Annotated in this window: 13 protein-coding genes; 11 read left to right on the top strand and 2 right to left on the bottom strand. The window is 45.3% G+C overall.

The window, feature by feature from the left end; genetic code table 11:
• Positions 1-29: 29 nt before the first annotated feature.
• Both BVG16_RS16205 and mqnC read left to right on the top strand, forming a co-directional pair.
• Positions 30-1,388, top strand: coding sequence for an EAL domain-containing protein (locus BVG16_RS16205; RefSeq protein ID WP_078499726.1), 1,359 nt, complete (start codon positions 30-32; stop codon positions 1,386-1,388).
• Positions 1,389-1,511: 123 nt separating this feature from the next.
• On the top strand, positions 1,512-2,645 hold the full coding sequence (mqnC, locus tag BVG16_RS16200) for a cyclic dehypoxanthinyl futalosine synthase (protein WP_078499725.1): 1,134 nt from the start codon (positions 1,512-1,514) through the stop codon (positions 2,643-2,645).
• Positions 2,646-2,754: 109 nt separating this feature from the next.
• Here the strand turns inward: mqnC and BVG16_RS16195 are convergent, their stop codons facing one another.
• Entirely contained in the window at positions 2,755-3,159 is a 405-nt protein-coding gene (locus tag BVG16_RS16195) for a DUF4183 domain-containing protein (RefSeq protein WP_078499724.1), read from the bottom strand.
• Positions 3,160-3,297: 138 nt separating this feature from the next.
• Positions 3,298-3,582, bottom strand: a complete 285-nt coding sequence (locus BVG16_RS16190; RefSeq protein ID WP_078499723.1) for a DUF4183 domain-containing protein — start codon at positions 3,580-3,582, stop codon at positions 3,298-3,300.
• A gap of 259 nt (positions 3,583-3,841) precedes the next feature.
• Between BVG16_RS16190 and ytxC the strand changes: the two genes are divergently transcribed.
• From ytxC to BVG16_RS16145, 9 genes are all read left to right on the top strand, one after another.
• On the top strand, positions 3,842-4,756 hold the full coding sequence (gene ytxC / locus BVG16_RS16185; RefSeq protein WP_078499722.1) for a putative sporulation protein YtxC: 915 nt from the start codon (positions 3,842-3,844) through the stop codon (positions 4,754-4,756).
• Positions 4,757-5,121: 365 nt separating this feature from the next.
• Positions 5,122-7,062: a threonine--tRNA ligase gene (thrS, locus tag BVG16_RS16180; RefSeq protein ID WP_078499721.1), complete on the top strand. Its 1,941-nt coding sequence runs from the start codon at positions 5,122-5,124 to the stop codon at positions 7,060-7,062.
• Between the two features lie 223 nt (positions 7,063-7,285).
• Complete coding sequence (locus BVG16_RS16175; protein ID WP_078499720.1) at positions 7,286-8,194, top strand: carbohydrate ABC transporter permease; 909 nt, start codon at positions 7,286-7,288, stop codon at positions 8,192-8,194.
• 28 nt (positions 8,195-8,222) lie between these two features.
• Positions 8,223-9,044 carry a carbohydrate ABC transporter permease gene (locus BVG16_RS16170; protein ID WP_078499719.1) on the top strand — a complete coding sequence of 274 codons (822 nt, stop codon included), beginning with the start codon at positions 8,223-8,225 and terminating at the stop codon, positions 9,042-9,044.
• 128 nt (positions 9,045-9,172) lie between these two features.
• Positions 9,173-10,531 carry an ABC transporter substrate-binding protein gene (locus BVG16_RS16165; RefSeq protein WP_078499718.1) on the top strand — a complete coding sequence of 453 codons (1,359 nt, stop codon included), beginning with the start codon at positions 9,173-9,175 and terminating at the stop codon, positions 10,529-10,531.
• A 151-nt stretch (positions 10,532-10,682) separates the two neighbouring features.
• A complete protein-coding gene (locus BVG16_RS16160; RefSeq protein ID WP_233147059.1) occupies positions 10,683-12,485 on the top strand; it encodes a sensor histidine kinase in 1,803 nt (600 codons plus the stop codon).
• Positions 12,451-14,061, top strand: a complete 1,611-nt coding sequence (locus BVG16_RS16155) for a helix-turn-helix domain-containing protein (protein ID WP_233147058.1) — start codon at positions 12,451-12,453, stop codon at positions 14,059-14,061. Before BVG16_RS16160 ends, BVG16_RS16155 begins: the two co-directional genes overlap by 35 nt.
• A gap of 23 nt (positions 14,062-14,084) precedes the next feature.
• Entirely contained in the window at positions 14,085-15,953 is a 1,869-nt protein-coding gene (locus tag BVG16_RS16150) for a DUF2264 domain-containing protein (protein WP_078500117.1), read from the top strand.
• Between the two features lie 28 nt (positions 15,954-15,981).
• Complete coding sequence (locus BVG16_RS16145; RefSeq protein WP_078499716.1) at positions 15,982-17,103, top strand: glycoside hydrolase family 88 protein; 1,122 nt, start codon at positions 15,982-15,984, stop codon at positions 17,101-17,103.
• Positions 17,104-17,368 lie beyond the last annotated feature (265 nt).

Below are 17,368 nucleotides of genomic sequence, written 5' to 3'. Positions count from 1 at the left end.
ACTTGGATACAAGGGGGCATGCGTAACGTATGAATACCGTATTTCAGCATTGGTTACAACGCTTGAAAACCTATAGTATGCTAACACGAACCAATCGTTCGATGAAGGTATTGCCGCCTCATTTTATCGTTCGCGATCCGGTTGTTGGATTGGTTCGAAAAGCCCGCAAAAACGGGCATGTGTGCTCTCTCGTTTTGATAAGTATCCAACAATTTGATGAACTCATTCGACACTATCCTGCGGAGACCGTTCGCTTCATTACCACGACGCTAGAGCAGGTTATGCGTGAGACCATGATGGAGTATGTAGATGAATCCCGATTAATCGGTGTGAAACAGCTACAGACGAATGTGTATGGTATTTTTATTCAAGAGCCGAGCATTTTTTCGGCACAAGAGACGGATACCCTAGCCATTCTCATCGGCAAATCCATTCAGACGGATTTGAATTTTGAACTTCAGAAGCAGGACATCTCGGTTCAGGTTATTAGCGCTGCGACACAATTGTCTAACGCCATTGCAGATGAGCAGTTAGCGATTCACCAAGCTTTGCAAGAAGCATGGTCGGCTGCTGTCGGCGCCATGTCAACACCGTACAATACGTTAAAGCAACAGTTGAACGATATTATTCTGCATAAAGATATTTCCGTGTTAGCCCAGCCGGTCATGAATCTGGAGACAGGGGATGTATTCGGTTATGAAATTTTAACGCGCGGACCTGAGAATACCGTGTTCCATGGTCCGGAGAATCTATTCGAATATGCAGACCGGGTGCAATTGCTGTCTGAATTGGAATTTGTCGTGATCCAGAAAGCTTTCGAAGAGGTCCGTTTGAAGCAAATACAGAATCAGGTGTTCATTAATATCACGGCCGTAACCCTCAGCCACCCTTACTTCGAGCGCAATGTAAGACGATGGACTTCAGCGTATGGCATCGAATCATGCCAGATTATTTTCGAGATTACTGAGCAGCACTTGATTCGTAATTTTGAGATCATCTCCAAAGTGATACATAAGCTGCGTGGGCATGGGTTCCGTCTAGCTATTGACGACGCGGGAACTGGGTATTCGAGTCTGCAGTCCATCCTCGAGATTATCCCGGACATTATCAAAATTGATAAGTCGCTGATTCAGCAGATCGATCGTGTGGCAGCGAAGGAATCGCTGCTGAAGGCCATTATGGCTTTTGCCCAAGATATCCATTGCCAAGTTGTAGCTGAGGGTGTTGAACGGGAAGAGGAAGCGGGCGTGCTCTTGAAACATAAGGTCGAAATGGGACAAGGATATTATTTTGCAAGACCCGAACAATTCATTGCAAATCTTCAGCAATTCGGGCTGGAGGAACTCAAACAAAAGATCCATCGCTTACGTTCCATCACAGCATCCTAGGATGCTGTTTTTCTTTGTGAATTGTGTTACGATGAGAAGAACGGGCTTTATGCTAGGCATGGACATACTTAAGGAAAACCAAAAATAGAAACGTAATTAATGAAGTTGGGAGATGACGAAGTCATGACGGTAGACCGTATATTAGATAAGGCTTTGGCAGGCGAACGCATCCAGGTGGATGAATGCATCACGTTGTTCGAGTCCGATCAAGTGGAGAAAATGGGGCATGTCGCAAATCAGATTATGAAGAAATGGCATCCCGATCCTGTTACCACATTCGTCATTGGACGGAATATTAACTATACCAATATTTGCGACGTATATTGCCGGTTCTGTGCATTTTATCGTGCCCCAGGAAAAGATGGAGGATACGTGCTGCCAGATGAAGTGATATTCCAAAAAATTCAAGAAACAATTGATGTTGGCGGTACTGAAATTCTCATGCAAGGCGGTACGAACCCGAATCTGCCGTTCAGCTACTATACAAATTTGTTGCGCGAGATTAAGAAGCGGTTCCCGGAGATTACGATGCACTCTTTCTCGCCCGCAGAAATTATGAAGATGAAGGAAGTTTCCAATGGCTTGTCGCTCGAGCAAGTTGTTCGCGAAATTCATGAAGCAGGTCTGGATTCCTTGCCAGGCGGCGGCGCCGAGATTCTAGATGATCGTACACGGCGCAAAATTAGCCGGTTAAAAGGTTCTTGGCGCGATTGGATGGATGTCATGCAGACAGCGCATAAAATCGGCATGAATACGACGGCTACAATGGTCGTCGGTTTCGGTGAAGGCATGGATGAGCGAGCATTGCATTTGGACCGTGTCCGTATTGCACAAGATGAATGCTTGACGAATCAATACCCGTCGAAAGGCTTCTTGGCCTTTATCCCTTGGACTTTCCAACCGGACAATACAAATATGAAAGCCGATAAAGTAACGCCTGAAGAGTACTTGAAGACCTTAGCGATCAGCCGGATTTACTTGGATAACATTCCGAATTTCCAATCCTCTTGGGTAACGATGGGACCTGAAGTCGGCAAGCAGACGTTAAGCTATGGCTGTAATGACTTCGGAAGCACGATGATCGAGGAGAATGTTGTATCTGCAGCAGGTACGACCCATAAAGTAAATATTGAATCGATCTTAAGACTTATTCGTGAAGAGGGTAAAATCCCAGCACAGCGCGATACGAAGTACAACATTATCCGTACGTTTGAAGAAGAATCGCATGTAGATCGCGATTTTATTATGCAGAACTAATCGATAATAACTACAACGCTTGTCAATTATTCATCCAAATGGAGGGATTAAATGACAAGCGTTTTTTGTCGTCTGGGATACATTGGAGATAAAATCGTTGGAGTTCCTTTTAAGATGTAGTGATTTTAATAAACTGAAGGATGATGGGAACACCTTGCGTAGGAGCTTCACTTAAAATCAAAATATCCTGATGTACAACATATAAATTGGGGGATTGAAGGATCCCATTAATAAACAGATTAATAATAGATATACCGTTAGGATCGAGTATACCGGAAGTACTGAATTGTAGCACTGCATCATTACTTGTGTACTGATTATTTGTTCCATCAGAAATCGTCGTATACTGGAAGATTTCTGTCTTCAGTATAATTGGAGGACACGGATTAGGAGGGCACGGATTCGGTTTGCCAGGAAAAATGTCTGGGCAACCTGATGGTGTGATAACTAGGTGCTGACTACGTCTGACATATGGCTTGCTCACGATGTTACTTTTCGATTCATAAGTCTTCATCTAACTACTCCTTACTTATAGTGATTAATTTCATCGCGAATATGTAGCCTCACTTGGGATTTGATCAGAACTGTAAAGCCACAATCTACAAATAGATAAACCCCAGGCGGTTTTATCCGCTTGGGATTTATCTATTTGTTAGTTGATAACGAATTCCACAGTTACTGGTGTACCAGCATTTTCAGCATCACCGTTCGGAATGGTAATTGCTGTGGTTGTGATTGTCGACGTATTACCTTGTTGAAGGATCCCATTAATGTAGAGATTGTAATAAACAAATGTACTGGGAAATGCAGTGGCTGCAACTCCAGCATCATTGTCAAACGCAGTTGCCGCAATGGCAAATGCTGGCCCAACGCCTGTTCCAACTCCAATTGTAGAAGTATACCTCGCAGACGTTAAAAATGGTTTGATAATTGCCATGTAAAATCCACCCCTAGTTTTTATATTTGTAAGGCCCTACACTTTAACATATGCGTTAATTCGTCTTCTTGAAACGGACAAATCTTATTAGGAATTCGCATATTATCGAATCACAAGCGTATTCAGATCAATTGAAAAATTTAACTTTAGCCAAATAGAAGGCCTCAGACGAGCTGCCAAAATCCACGTTGTATATCTCATTCCTAAAGCCCATATACTGAAGAAGAACATTGTAAGTGTTCGGGAAGGAGCGAGTCAGATGGAACTGTTTACAGTCACAATTACGACGACTTCCGAAGAAGCCTTGTCTAAACTTCTCAGTCATATGGAGCAGGAATTCGCTGATTTACATAAGCAGCCGGATGGCATTTATTTTGAGGAGTCGAGAATCCAATCGGAGCATTCGATCTCCTGTTATGGTAATTTGCCGGGATTTAAGCTGTCTGAGAAAGCGCCGATCGTCTACATGAAGGCGGCGAATGCGTTGGCTGACTATATTCTGGAAGTGCGAGAAAGAGCGATTTTACGAAGAATCATTCGTAAAGATTTTCACTACAAACATACGGACGACTTGGATAAAATTGAAAAATACTGCGTGCAGTTACTGGAAGAAACCCATGAGGAACTGCGAACGCCGGATGATCGGCAACGACGGAAAAAGCTTCTGGTTCAGAGTATCTCACAATATTTCGAAGAACAAACGGATCTACATATCGATGGTTACATTCGGTTCCGATTAGATTCGTATCTCAAGGAATTACATGAGATTGTGGAGTATTCGGTGGATGAGTACATTCTGGATCAGCAGTACCACGAGTTCATCGCCTTACTGAAATACTTCGTGTTCGTCCAAGAGACGAAGATCCCTGTTGCGCATGTAATGCACCGTGGTGATCATCAATTTGTGCTGCTGAATGAGCAAATGAGACCGATTGAGACCAAACAAATGACGAGTGTGGTTGTAGAAATGCCGGATCACGATATTGAAGTTGAGGATATGATTGTCAGTACCCTCATTACGGTATCTCCGCAAAAAATATTTATTCATACCCGTCAACCTGATCTGCAGGTCATCAAGACGATTCAGCAAATATTTGACACACGTGCTCAGCTCTGCGTCTATTGCCCAGTTTGTACACCTTATCTGAGCGAAAGTGCCCAGCAGCTTGACTAGGTGAAGGGAAATGCCTTGACCAGATGTCAAATAGGTTTTATAATAGCAGGTAACTAAACACGCGAATAGCGTTGACAAAGACATGAGTCTTGGATAGAACTGTTCAGAGAGAGGAAACATGGGCTGCAATTTCCTTCAGTGTTCACCAAGGGCTTACCCCTTTGTAGCTGATTCATCGAATGCGGTCCTGTGTAGGCATCGAACAGTAGATGAAGCCGAGTCATTCTCGTTATTGAATGTTCTAAGGAATGTCTACGTGATCAGGCTATAGACATTCGAATTAGGGTGGAACCACGGGTATAACACTCGTCCCTTTCCGGGATGGGTGTTTTTTGTTTTGTCATTGAAAAAGGAGGATCTTTATCATGTCAGTTAAAGTAACTTTGCCAGATGGTGCCGTACGCGAGTATGAAGCCGGCAGCACAACAGAGGATGTCGCAGCTTCCATTAGCAGCGGCTTGAAGAAGAATGCGGTAGCAGGGAAAATCGACGGAAAAATCGTTGATATTTATGCGCCGATCGAATCCGATGCAGCGCTTGAAATTATTACGTTGGACAGCAAAGACGGTCTGGAATTAATGCGTCATAGTACAGCGCATTTGATGGCACAAGCGATCAAACGTCTATACAAAGACAGTAATGTCAAATTAGGTATCGGTCCGGTGATCGAGGATGGTTTCTATTATGATATTGATATGGAGCATTCCCTCAATCCTGAAGATTTGGCGAAAATCGAAAAGGAAATGGAACGCATCGTCAATGAAAACTTGCCGATTCGCCGTCGTGAAGTGAGCCGTGATGAAGCTTTGAAGATCTACACAGAGCTTGACGATAACTTGAAGCTTGAGTTAATTCGTGATCTTCCGGAAGATTCGGTCATAACGATCTATGATCAAGGCGAGTTCTTCGATCTATGCCGTGGACCTCATGTACCGTCGACAGGCCGTATCAAAGCATTTAAATTGTTGAGCGTTGCTGGTGCTTACTGGCGCGGGGATTCCAAGAACAAAATGCTGCAGCGGATTTACGGAACAGCGTTCGTGAAGAAAGCGGAGCTGGACGAGCATCTTCGTCTCTTGGAAGAAGCGAAAAAACGCGATCACCGCAAATTGGGTAAAGAGCTGAAGATCTTTACGTTCTCCCAACAAGTTGGACAAGGTCTGCCGCTTTGGTTGCCGCATGGCGCAAAACTACGCCGTACATTAGAGCGTTATATCGTGGATTTGGAAGAAAAATTGGGCTATGACCATGTATATACTCCTGTTCTTGCGAACGTAGAGTTATACAAAACTTCAGGTCACTGGGAACACTATTCAGAAGATATGTTCCCGAAAATGATCATGGATAACGAAGAGCTTGTCCTTCGTCCGATGAACTGCCCTCACCATATGATGGTGTTCAAGAGCGAAATGCGCAGCTACCGTGATCTTCCGGTTCGTATTGCCGAACTAGGAACAATGCACCGTTATGAAATGTCGGGTGCCCTTACAGGCTTGCATCGTGTTCGTGCGATGACATTAAATGATGCGCATATCTTCTGTCGTCCCGATCAAATTAAAGAAGAGTTTGCCCGCGTCGTGAACTTGATTCAGCAAGTATATGAAGATTTCGGCATCAAGGAATACCGTTTCCGTCTATCCTACCGTGATCCGCAAGATACGGAGAAATACTTCCAGAACGATGAAATGTGGGAAATGTCCCAACGTATGCTTCGTGAAGTGGTAGAAGAATTGGGTCTTCCATTCTTCGAAGCCGAAGGGGAAGCTGCGTTCTACGGTCCGAAATTAGATGTTCAAATTAAGACAGCGTTAGGAAAAGAAGAGACGTTGTCGACAGCACAGCTTGATTTCTTGCTTCCAGAGCGCTTTGAACTGGAGTATGTCGGCGATGATGGACAGAAACACCGTCCTGTTGTGATTCACCGCGGGATCATCAGTACAATGGAACGGATGACAGCTTTCTTGCTCGAAAACTTTGCAGGCGCATTGCCATTATGGTTGTCGCCGGTACAAGCGAAAATCATTCCTGTCTCTAACGCATTCGAAGGCTATGCGAAAGAAGTAGTTGAGAAGCTGCAAGCCGCAGGTATACGGGTTGAAGCTGACTTACGCAATGAGAAGTTGGGCTACAAAATCCGTGAAGCACAGCTTGAGAAAGTGCCTTACATGTTCGTTGTAGGTGAAAATGAGATGAATGAAGGCGGCGTATCCGTACGTCAACGTGGCGAAGGCGACCAAGGGATGCATAAGCTCGATGCGATCATTGCTCGTCTAACCGAAGAAATCCGCACACACCTTATTTTCTAATTGCATATCATGTTTATCAGAGATCTCTCGCTTTCGCTTTATGCGGTGCGGGGGATCTTTTTTTTGTGCGCAAAAAGTAAAATTCGTTCCAAAATGCACGTTTCTATTTCTTATGATCCGAAGCTGATTTTCTTACAATGGAAGTAACAACCATCATAGCAGCAGATTCGGATAAGCTTCCGAAGCTAGTTTTGCTAAGCAAAACGTTGAGGAGGAGAGAATTATGAAACGAACGAACAAATCCATATCGTTGAGTATGGGTGCGAAGGAGCAGGTCGCTGGTTATTTATTTGTTGCCCCTTTAATGATTGGACTCATTATTCTTACATTAATTCCGGTCATCGGCTCGCTCTTGCTGAGCTTCACGAACTGGAACTTTGTCGCAGGGATTGGGGCGATCAAATTCGCCGGATTGGATAATTTCGCGAGATTATTTCACGATAGCGCATTTATGCAGAGCTTGGTGAACAATCTGATCTTTATTATCACGGTGCCTATTACGTTAATTCTGGCTCTAGCGCTTTCGATTCTTATTGATAAGCATGTGTACATGAAGGATGCCTTTAAAGTGGTGTACTTCTTACCGTATATTTCAAGTATTGTAGCCGTTGCAATGGTGTGGCAGGTGTTGTTCCATCCCTCCTTTGGTCCCGTGAACAAAACACTCATGTCGATGGGGATCGCGAACCCGCCCAAGTGGTTGGCTGACATTGACTTCGCCCTGCCATCGCTGATGATGATTCAAGTCTGGATATTGCTTGGTTATAACATCATTATTTACATTGCGGGTCTGCAATCGATTCCGAAAGATCTCTATGAAGCAGCAGATATCGACGGGGCCAATACATGGGTGAAATTCCGCAACATCACGTTACCTTGCATCTCGCCGACGACATTCTTCTTATTAGTGACCGGGATTATCGGCACGTTCAAAATATTCGACTTGATTCAAGTGCTGACGCAAGGCGGTCCAGCGAATTCTACCACGGTGATTGTGTATGAATTGTACGATACGGCCTTCAACCAACTGAAGACAGGGTATGCTTCCAGCATGGCGCTCATTCTATTCTTGATTTGTCTGATCATTACCGGGGCACAAATGCTGGCTCAGAAAAAATGGGTTAACTATTGATTGAACTTCGAGAGGAGGTACAAAACATATGAAACTAAATATATCCAAAATCATCTGGACGATCGTGATGGCACTGATCGGCGTTCTCTTCATCCTTCCGTTTCTATGGATGTTATCGGCTTCCTTTAAGCCCGAGACCGATGTGTTCAAATTTCCGATCGAATGGATTCCGACGCATTGGAATGTCATCGAGAACTACAAAACGGTATGGAGCGGACAATTCGTACGGTACTACTGGAATTCGATCTATATCACCATTGCTACCACGATCATCAATGTGTTCGTCTGTTCGTTAGCGGCTTACGGCTTCTCTAAATTGCGCTTCCGTGGCAGAGATACGATGTTCGTACTCGTTCTCGCGTTATATATGGTACCACCTCAAGCATCCTTGGTGCCGCAATTCTTATTGTTCAACTGGCTGCATCTCATTGATACCCATATCGGGTTGATTCTCTTGAACAGCTTCAGTATTATCGGGGCATTCATGCTGAAACAGTTCTTCATGGGGGTCAGCAATGAGTATATTGAATCTGGCAAAATGGATGGCGCAGGTTACTTCCGTACCTTCTGGCAAATTGCGCTCCCATTAATTCGTCCTGGTGTTGCAACCTATGCCATACTTCGGTTTATCTGGACATGGAATGACTATCAGTACCCGTTAATCTTCTTGAAATCGAAAGACTTGTTCACTATTCAGCTCGGGATTCGGTTGTTCGGAGATCAATACGGCGATGTCTATTCGTTAATGATGGCCGGTGCGGTATCTGCGATTCTGCCATTGCTGATTATCTTTGCGATTGGTCAAAAGCAAGTGATCGAGGGCATTTCCCTTGGCGGTGTGAAGGGATAATAAAAGTCAAAATAGTTTGGCTTCCGTAAAAAATGGGAACTACGCAAAAAGAATGATCATGTTAGGATGTTCTTGTAAGCACTTACTTACAAGTTTCGCCAATTAGATATTCTAGAGGAGGGGTCAACATGAAGATTAAAAAGTTATCTGCGATGTTGTTGTGTCTATCTCTTGCTTTATTCGTTGCCGCTTGTGGCAATGGAGGAAGCAAAGCTTCTGATCCTGCGGCAGAAGGTGCAACCGATACTGGGAAAGAGCCAGCGGCAGAGCAAGTCGTGTTAAAACTAAGTACATGGCAGACGGATGCCAAAGCGCAATGGAGCAAGATCATTCCAGAATTCGAGAAGAAATATCCGAATATTAAAGTCGAATTGGATCTTCTGAACGAAAAGGGGGATTCGGTGGCATCCATGCAGAAGTTAGACCTCATGGCAGCATCGAACGATCAGCTTGATATTGTTGAACTCCCGTATACGAACTATTCGCAGCGTGCGGATATCGGCTTGTTGGAACCGCTAGATAGTTTCATCGAGAAAGACGGTTATAAATACGAAGACGAATATTTAGTCGATACACATGTGAACGGCAAAATTTATGCACTTCCATCCTCAATGCAGCGTTGGTTCGTCATCATGAACAAAGCGATGCTGGATGAAGCGGGATTGCCTGTACCTACAGATTGGACTTGGAAAGATTTCGAGGACTACGCGAAGAAATTGACGAAGGGCGATGGCGCAGAGAAACGTTATGGCGCATACCTTCATAACTGGCCGGATTACTTCCAATTGCAATTGATGAGCAAGCCGTCAGACAATACATTCTTGAAGAGCGACGGAACGTCAAATGCCAAAGATCCATTGCTAAAAGCGAACTTGGAAATGATGAAGAAAATGATGTATGAAGACAAGAGCGTCAACGCGTACGAGGATATTATTTCGCAGAAGCTGGCTTATCGTAACCAGTATTTCAACAGACTTGCAGCGATGCTTCCGATGGGAGACTGGATGGTTGCAGAATCCGGCGGAACGGATGCCATCCCTGCTACATTCCTTACCGCATTCGCACCGCTTCCAAAAATAGAGGGCGAGAGCAAACATTACTCACCGGTTCAACCGACATATATGGCTGTAGCCGCAAAATCGAAGAATAAAGAAGCAGCTTATCAATTCGTGAGATGGTATACGTCCGAAGGCTTGGAAATCGGCGGCAGAGTATTCTCTGGCTGGGCGAAATCAGATACCGATAAACTTGTCGATACAATCGTAAATTCATCCAAAGATCCATCGAAAATCGATCTTGAATCCTTGAAATATACGATTAAGAACACGACGCCTGGTACGGCTCCTGTACCTGCCAAATATGCAGATGAAGCGAAAAATGTCGTTATTCCAGAAGCTGAATTGTACATTTTGAACAAGCAAGACATTGACAAGACCATTGATAGCATCGACCAGAAGATTTCCGAAGTCGTGAAGAACAACCAGTAACGATCCTAACGAACCTCTCAAATAATAGTTGATGCATCAGGCAATGCGGATTTACAATAAGGGCAATAGGGAAAACCTTGGTTTTCCCTATTGCAATTCCAATTCCAATTCAGATTCGAGGCCTGCATCTGTGATGATGAGACGATTCTCGTTGCGTAAAAAATTGATCTGGTCGGCGTTATTATGTTTTCTTCTTCCTCTCGTAGGCATTTATCTGGTGACGAATTATTTCACCAAAGACTTAATCTTGGATCGAGCTGTAACCAGCTCGGAAGAAGCGTTAAAAGCCGTGCAATCCGATGTCAATGGGGTGCTGGATCAGACCTTGGAGCTGTCGAATGTGGTGTTGACGAATTCAGAGATTCGACAACAAATCGTATTCAGTCAGAAAATGATGGGAACGAAGGAGAAAAAAGAGGAATATCTCGTGAATTATAGCAGGCTCGTTCGATTATTAGATGAATTGTTCGGGCAGCATGATGATTACTATGTTACGATTTTAGGCAAGAACGATTTTACATATACGAATTATTCCTATAGCGATTTTAACCCCAAGCGGCTCTATGAGCAACCGTGGTTCGAAGCGTTAAGCCATACACCGACATTCTCCACGTATTGGGTGGGGTTGCAAGTCAATTATTTAAATTCCCTCGACAAGAACGGATCCTTTTTGGTTACGATCGGACGCCCGATTCGGACATCATCGAATAGCGCTATCGGCTATGTCGTCATTAGTGTCAATGAGCGTAAAATTCGCAATGTACTCAAGAGCAATTCGAATTCGAACCAAGAAATGATGTTAATAGATAAAGATGGATATGTGATATCGCATTCCAATCCGATGAAAATCGGCAGCAAGATGACATGGTGGCAGCGTGATTCCCATACGAGGACGGTTGAAGTAGACGGAAAAAGTTATGTCTATGCCGAACAGCCGATTCATGCGAACGATTGGCGTCTCGTGAGTTTAATACCGTTATCGTCTGCCATATCGAAGAATAAGCAGGTATTATTGATTAGTTTTGGCTTACAAGTCCTATTTTTTACCCTGTTCTGTGTCCTCCTGACGTTTTTAATCTCAAAAATTACGCAGCCGATCGGGAATTTAAGCCGGTTCATCACCAATATCGGCCGCGGCCAACTGGACATCAGATCAGGCATTCGCGGGAAGAACGAAGTGGCACAATTGGCACGGACGATCGACCATATGTTGGATCGGATCGAGTCCATGTTCGAACAGATTACGATGGAACAGACGAAAAAGCGGCGAGCGGAGCTGGAGATGCTGCAAGCCCAAATTAATCCGCATTTTATGTTCAATTTATTGAATTCGATCCGGATGAACATTCTGATTCAGGGCGACAAAGAGAACGCGGAGCTCATCGCTTCCCTCTCCTCCTTGCTGCGTATGACGATCAACCGAGATAATGAATTCATTCCATTACAAGAAGAAGTGGATACCGTGAATCACTACATCCGGTTGATGAATTTCCGGCATGCGAATCAAGTGAGGCTGGAAGTCCATTTTGAGAATGGATGCGAACAAGCGAAAGTGCCGAGATTTGTCATTCAACCCCTCATTGAAAACGCTATCATCCATGGGTTCGAACAATTTGACGGAGAGATATTCATTGATGCGATTCGCATTCGTGAAGCTGGGGCAGACGATGTTCTAATCTCGGTACGGGATAATGGAATCGGTATGACGGAGGATAAGCTGCAAGAATTGCGTGCGAAGGTAGAACGGGATCAAGAGACCCAAGATCATGGCAAAAAGGGCTTCTCAGGGATCGGCGTGCAGAACGTTTTCCAACGCTTACGGCTTATTTATGGCAAGCAGGTTCAATTGGATATTGCTAGCGAACCGGATGTGGGCACGAAGATTACGATTCGATTCCCATTAGAGTATGAGAGAGTAGGTGAGCATTGTGCTGACAGCCATTCTGGTGGATGACGATTACCCGGTAGTACGTTATTTGTCACAAAGTGTTTCATGGAAAGACCTCGACATTGAACTCATTGGATGTTATGCGAACGGCTTGGAGGCATGGGAAGGTGTACAGCGAAGTTTGCCGGACATCGTGATTACGGATATCGGCATGCCCAAGATGAACGGGTTAGAGATGCTGGAGAAATTTAACGAAGTCAATCCGCTGTTTCGCGCCGTGATCTTATCTTGCCATAATGAATTTAGCTATGCGCAGCAAGCGATGAAATTAAAAGTCAGCGATTATATTCTCAAGGAAAGTCTGAACGTTGAGCAATTGCAGCGCATTTTGCAGACGATCTCCGTAGATCTCAGTCAAGAGAAACACCGAGCGGCAGAAGTCATGCGATATAAACAGAAGGAATCTTTGAACCGCTCGGCGCTCAAAGAGAAATTTTTGAAGGACACGTTATATCAGATGAATTGGTCCAAAGAAACGTGGCTTGATCAGGCACAACGTAATGGAATTACACTCGATGCTAAATATTACGTGCCTGTCGTGATTTCGGTGGATCGCATATCAGAGGCCTCCCGTTCTCGCAAAATGAATGATTATACGATTGCATTTGCGGTTGAGAATGTCCTCCAAGAGATCTTGGAGTCTATGCACCGCTGCGTTATTTTTCGCCATAGCAATAATGAGCTGGTCGTTTTCATCTGCTGTGATGAACCGTTGAAGGAACAACAGCTGCTCTACTATTCGCTGCAAAAGGGGATTTCGGCTGTCCTGCAATTTTTGAAAATATCGATTTCGTGCCTGGTCGGTCGTGAAGCACGGCATCCCGAGGAAATCCGGCACACGTTAATGCCGATGCTCAAAGAATCGAGTCAGCGGTTTTATCTGGGAGAAGCGAAAATTCATCGATTTGAGATAGCCAAATTCTCGAACGAGGATATGTACACCGAATATGCTTCATTTTTCTCAGCAATCAATGACAGCCTAGCTTTGAACCGTCCCGAGGAGTTAGAGGGCGTAGTGAAAGAATGGGCAGACTGGGTGCGAGCGCATGCTTTTCATCCTGGCGATGTGAAGGAATGGGTGCTGCAATTGCTCATGGATTTACAGATGAAGACGAAGGTAACCCTGCAATACCAACAAGAGATTTCGGAAGAGAAGCTATACGACGTGGTGAACGGCATTCATACGATGGAGCATCTGGAGTGCTGGATTACGCAATACCTGCAGGAGCTGTCCCGTAAGCTAAGCGTGCTTGCGATTCGTTCCAAGCGAACGGAAGTGATTCGGGCGCAGCAGTATGTCATCCAGCACGTTACCGAGAAGATGACCCTGGAAGATATGGCAAGTTATTTGAATCTGAATTCTAGTTACTTCAGTCGGTTATTTAAACGTGAGACCAATCAAAACTTCATCGAATATGTCAACATGGTGAAGCTGCAAAAGGCCAAGCAATTATTGCAGCAATCCAACAAGACGGTAGAGGATATCTCGGATTATTTGGGCTATGCGAATAAAAGCTATTTTATTAAATTGTTCAAGCGGGAAATCGGGATGACGCCAAGCGAGTATACCGCTTGGAATTAGCGCATGAATGGGGAAATGAAGACATGACTATGCAGACAAAGGAATTTTCTCAAGGGTTAACATTTCGTACGAAAGTAGATTTACAGCGGATGGTTACCGATACATTCGAGCCATTGAAACAACGATTTACCCCAGGCTTAGCTGGCTTGGATCTCGGTGCCACGGGAGCTGTTCATAACGAAGCGATTGCCTTGATGGAGGCATTTGCTCGTCCGTTATGGGGACTTGTTCCACATGCCAGTGGCGGCGGAGAATCGGATTTATGGTCCTTGTATGTGCAGGGGATGGTGAACGGGACAAATCCGGAGCATGAGGAATATTGGGGAGACTTCGGGACGAAGGACCAACGGATGGTCGAACAAGCCGTGCTAGGACTTGGACTGGCGCTTGCTCCGCATAAGCTGTGGGACCCTTTGAACGAGAAGGAGAAGCAGCAGGTTTTTCAATGGCTGAATCAGATCAATCTGGTGGATCGATCGAATCCGAACAACTGGTTAATGTTCACGGTACTCGTGAATATCGGGTTTAAGAAGGTCGGATTGCCTTATGACCAAGCCATTATGGATGCCTATCTCGATACGATTGATACATATTATTTGAGTGATGGATGGTACGCGGACGGGAAGACGGATCAACGTGATTACTATATTCCGTTTGCCATGCACTACTATACGTTGATTTATGCCAAATTGATGGAGAACGACGACCCGGTACGATCACAGATTTACCGGGATCGCGCGAAGCAATTCGCATCGCAATTTATCTACTGGTTCGAGGAAAACGGGAGCAGCATTCCGTTCGGTCGAAGTTTAACGTACCGATTTGCTCAGGCTTCCTTTTGGAGTGCTCTTGTATTTGCCGGTGTGGAACCTTATTCCTTAGGCATCATGAAGGGGGTCATCATGAGACATCTTCGGTGGTGGTTCGATCAACCGATTTTTACGCCGGATGGCTTGCTGAGCATCGGATATGCTTATCCGAATTTGATTATGGGAGAAAGTTATAATGCGCCAGGTTCTCCTTACTGGGCCTTCAAGTCTTTTCTGATCTTGGCATTGCCTGACGATCATCCATTCTGGACGGTAGAAGAAGAGCCGCTGCCTCCATTACAGCCCGTATCGGCTCAGCCGTTAGCACGGATGACCGTGTGCCGCCCAGAAGGTCACAAACATGTCGTTGCCTATACCTCAGGTCAGATGGCGAACTTTGATATGTCGCATAGTGCAGCAAAATATTCGAAATTTGCTTACTCTACGCTGTTCGGTTTCAGCGTTCCTAAAGGGTATTTCGGGCTGACGCAAGGAGCGCATGATTCGATGCTGGCGCTGAGTGAGTGTGACGAGCATTATCGTGTGCGGCGCTTCTGTGAGGAGTACCGCATCGAAGAGCAATGCGTCTATTCCAAGTGGCGTCCTTGGCGAGACGTTGAGATTCAGACCTGGCTGATCCCTGCGGGGATGTGGCATGTCCGGGTACATCGAATCGTAACGGAACGGCAATTGAATGCGGCAGAAGGCGGATTCGCGATTCAACGTCCTACGGATTTTAGAATCAAAGAGGAAGATTGCATCCAATCAACACCTAACCGCATCGCAGCTTCGTTGCCATGGGGGATTAGTGGCATCCTGAATGTTCGGGGATATGAGCAAGCGGAGATGGTGTTTGCCGAAGCAAATACGAACGTGCTGAAGCCAAGGACGATGATTCCAACCTTAATGACGGAGTTGGAGCCCGGCGAACACGGGCTGGTATCAGCTATATTCGGGGCCACAAATACGAAGGAAAGCATGGATAGCCTAAGCTTACCACCGCAGGTCGAATGGGACGACAAAGGAAACATGACGGTGCGGGCCGCGGACTCAAACACGGTGTACTATCAGTTCGAATCGTAAAACATTGCTTCATGAAAGGATGAGGAATATGTGGAAAAATGCCATTGAAGACGCCATGCTGAAGATCAAGCAAAATATTATCAAGCATCCGGGGAAGCTGCCTCATATCATCGAAGGGCAGCGTTACGAGTGGGGAGATAATGATGATTGGATTGAGGGATTCTACACGGGAATGATGTGGCTTGCTTATGAATACGGGGAAGACCCCTTCTATAAGGAAGCGGCAGAGTCCTTTCTTGCCAACTTTAAGGATCGGCTAGACCGTCATGTGGTATTGGATCATCATGATATCGGGTTCTTGTATTCCTTGTCTGCGGTCGCACAATGGCGCGTAACAGGAAGCGAAGAGGCTCGAGCGCTTGCATTGCAAGCAGCGGATCGACTTGTTGCGCGTTGGAGACCTCAGATGGGGATGATCCAGGCTTGGGGAAAAGAAGGCGATCCGGAGAACGGCGGGCGCATCATCATCGATTGCCTCTTGAACCTCCCTCTTCTATTCTGGGCGCATGAGCAGACAGGGGATTCCACGTATTATGATATTGCCTTGCAGCATGCGCTCAAAAGTCAGAAATTTCTTGTACGCGGCGATGGCTCTTCGTATCATACGTTTTATTTTAATCCTGAGAATGGAAATGCGCTGCGCGGCGGGACACATCAAGGATACCAAGATGGTTCAACGTGGACGCGTGGGCAGGCATGGGGCATTTACGGCTTTGCATTAGCCTATCGCTATACGAAGCTGGACACCTTCTTGGATACCTCCAAACGGTTGGCTCGTTATTTTATCGAACGGTTACCTGAAGATGGGGTTGTATATTGGGATTTCGACGTCCCCGTGGAAGAGGGGACGCCTCGCGACAGTTCGGCTTCTGCCATCGTGGCATGCGGATTGTTGGAGCTTTTAGATGTAATGGATCAGGAGGATCCGGACCGCGTCGCGTTCGGGGAAGCCTTGAAAGCCAGCATGGCATCTTTGGTCACAGGATATGCAACGACAGATCTTCCAGATGCAGAAGGATTGCTGAAGCATGGTTCGTATCACGTCAGAGGAGACCGTGCGCCTGACGATTATATGATCTGGGGCGATTATTATTATTTAGAAGCTTTGGTTCGATTGGACAAGGGAATCAAGGGATATTGGTACGAATAGAGAAAGGTCGTTCTTAGTAGAACCTCTGACAGTTATCGCTGTCAGAGGTTTTTTTGACATTCTAGAATGTTTAACTTTTCGAGAGATTGGCGAAATCAAATTAGGGTGGGAACAGAGCGAGAAATGAACATGAACGGACACAGGAGACCTTAATGATGCCAAAAGCACTCAAAATGCAGGGTGAACGGACACAGCAGCTCTTATCATGCTAAAAATAAGCTAGAAAATCATGATTCGAATGGAATAAGGGCATCTAGGTCCGCAA

The organism is Paenibacillus selenitireducens (genome assembly GCF_002021565.1).
Classification (GTDB): Bacteria; Bacillota; Bacilli; order Paenibacillales; family Paenibacillaceae; genus Paenibacillus_K; species Paenibacillus_K selenitireducens.
This window is presented reverse-complemented; position numbering and strand designations above follow the sequence as displayed.

What these genes read in the sequence shown, in the direction of transcription:
- BVG16_RS16175 (WP_078499720.1), top strand. Translation starts at nt 7,286, where the DNA reads ATGAAACGAACGAACAAATCCATATCGTTGAGTATGGGTGCGAAGGAG.
- BVG16_RS16195 (WP_078499724.1), bottom strand. Translation starts at nt 3,159, where the DNA reads ATGAAGACTTATGAATCGAAAAGTAACATCGTGAGCAAGCCATATGTC.
- BVG16_RS16190 (WP_078499723.1), bottom strand. Translation starts at nt 3,582, where the DNA reads ATGGCAATTATCAAACCATTTTTAACGTCTGCGAGGTATACTTCTACA.
- BVG16_RS16205 (WP_078499726.1), top strand. Translation starts at nt 30, where the DNA reads ATGAATACCGTATTTCAGCATTGGTTACAACGCTTGAAAACCTATAGT.
- thrS (WP_078499721.1), top strand. Translation starts at nt 5,122, where the DNA reads ATGTCAGTTAAAGTAACTTTGCCAGATGGTGCCGTACGCGAGTATGAA.
- ytxC (WP_078499722.1), top strand. Translation starts at nt 3,842, where the DNA reads ATGGAACTGTTTACAGTCACAATTACGACGACTTCCGAAGAAGCCTTG.
- BVG16_RS16150 (WP_078500117.1), top strand. Translation starts at nt 14,085, where the DNA reads ATGACTATGCAGACAAAGGAATTTTCTCAAGGGTTAACATTTCGTACG.
- BVG16_RS16165 (WP_078499718.1), top strand. Translation starts at nt 9,173, where the DNA reads ATGAAGATTAAAAAGTTATCTGCGATGTTGTTGTGTCTATCTCTTGCT.
- mqnC (WP_078499725.1), top strand. Translation starts at nt 1,512, where the DNA reads ATGACGGTAGACCGTATATTAGATAAGGCTTTGGCAGGCGAACGCATC.
- BVG16_RS16170 (WP_078499719.1), top strand. Translation starts at nt 8,223, where the DNA reads ATGAAACTAAATATATCCAAAATCATCTGGACGATCGTGATGGCACTG.
- BVG16_RS16145 (WP_078499716.1), top strand. Translation starts at nt 15,982, where the DNA reads ATGTGGAAAAATGCCATTGAAGACGCCATGCTGAAGATCAAGCAAAAT.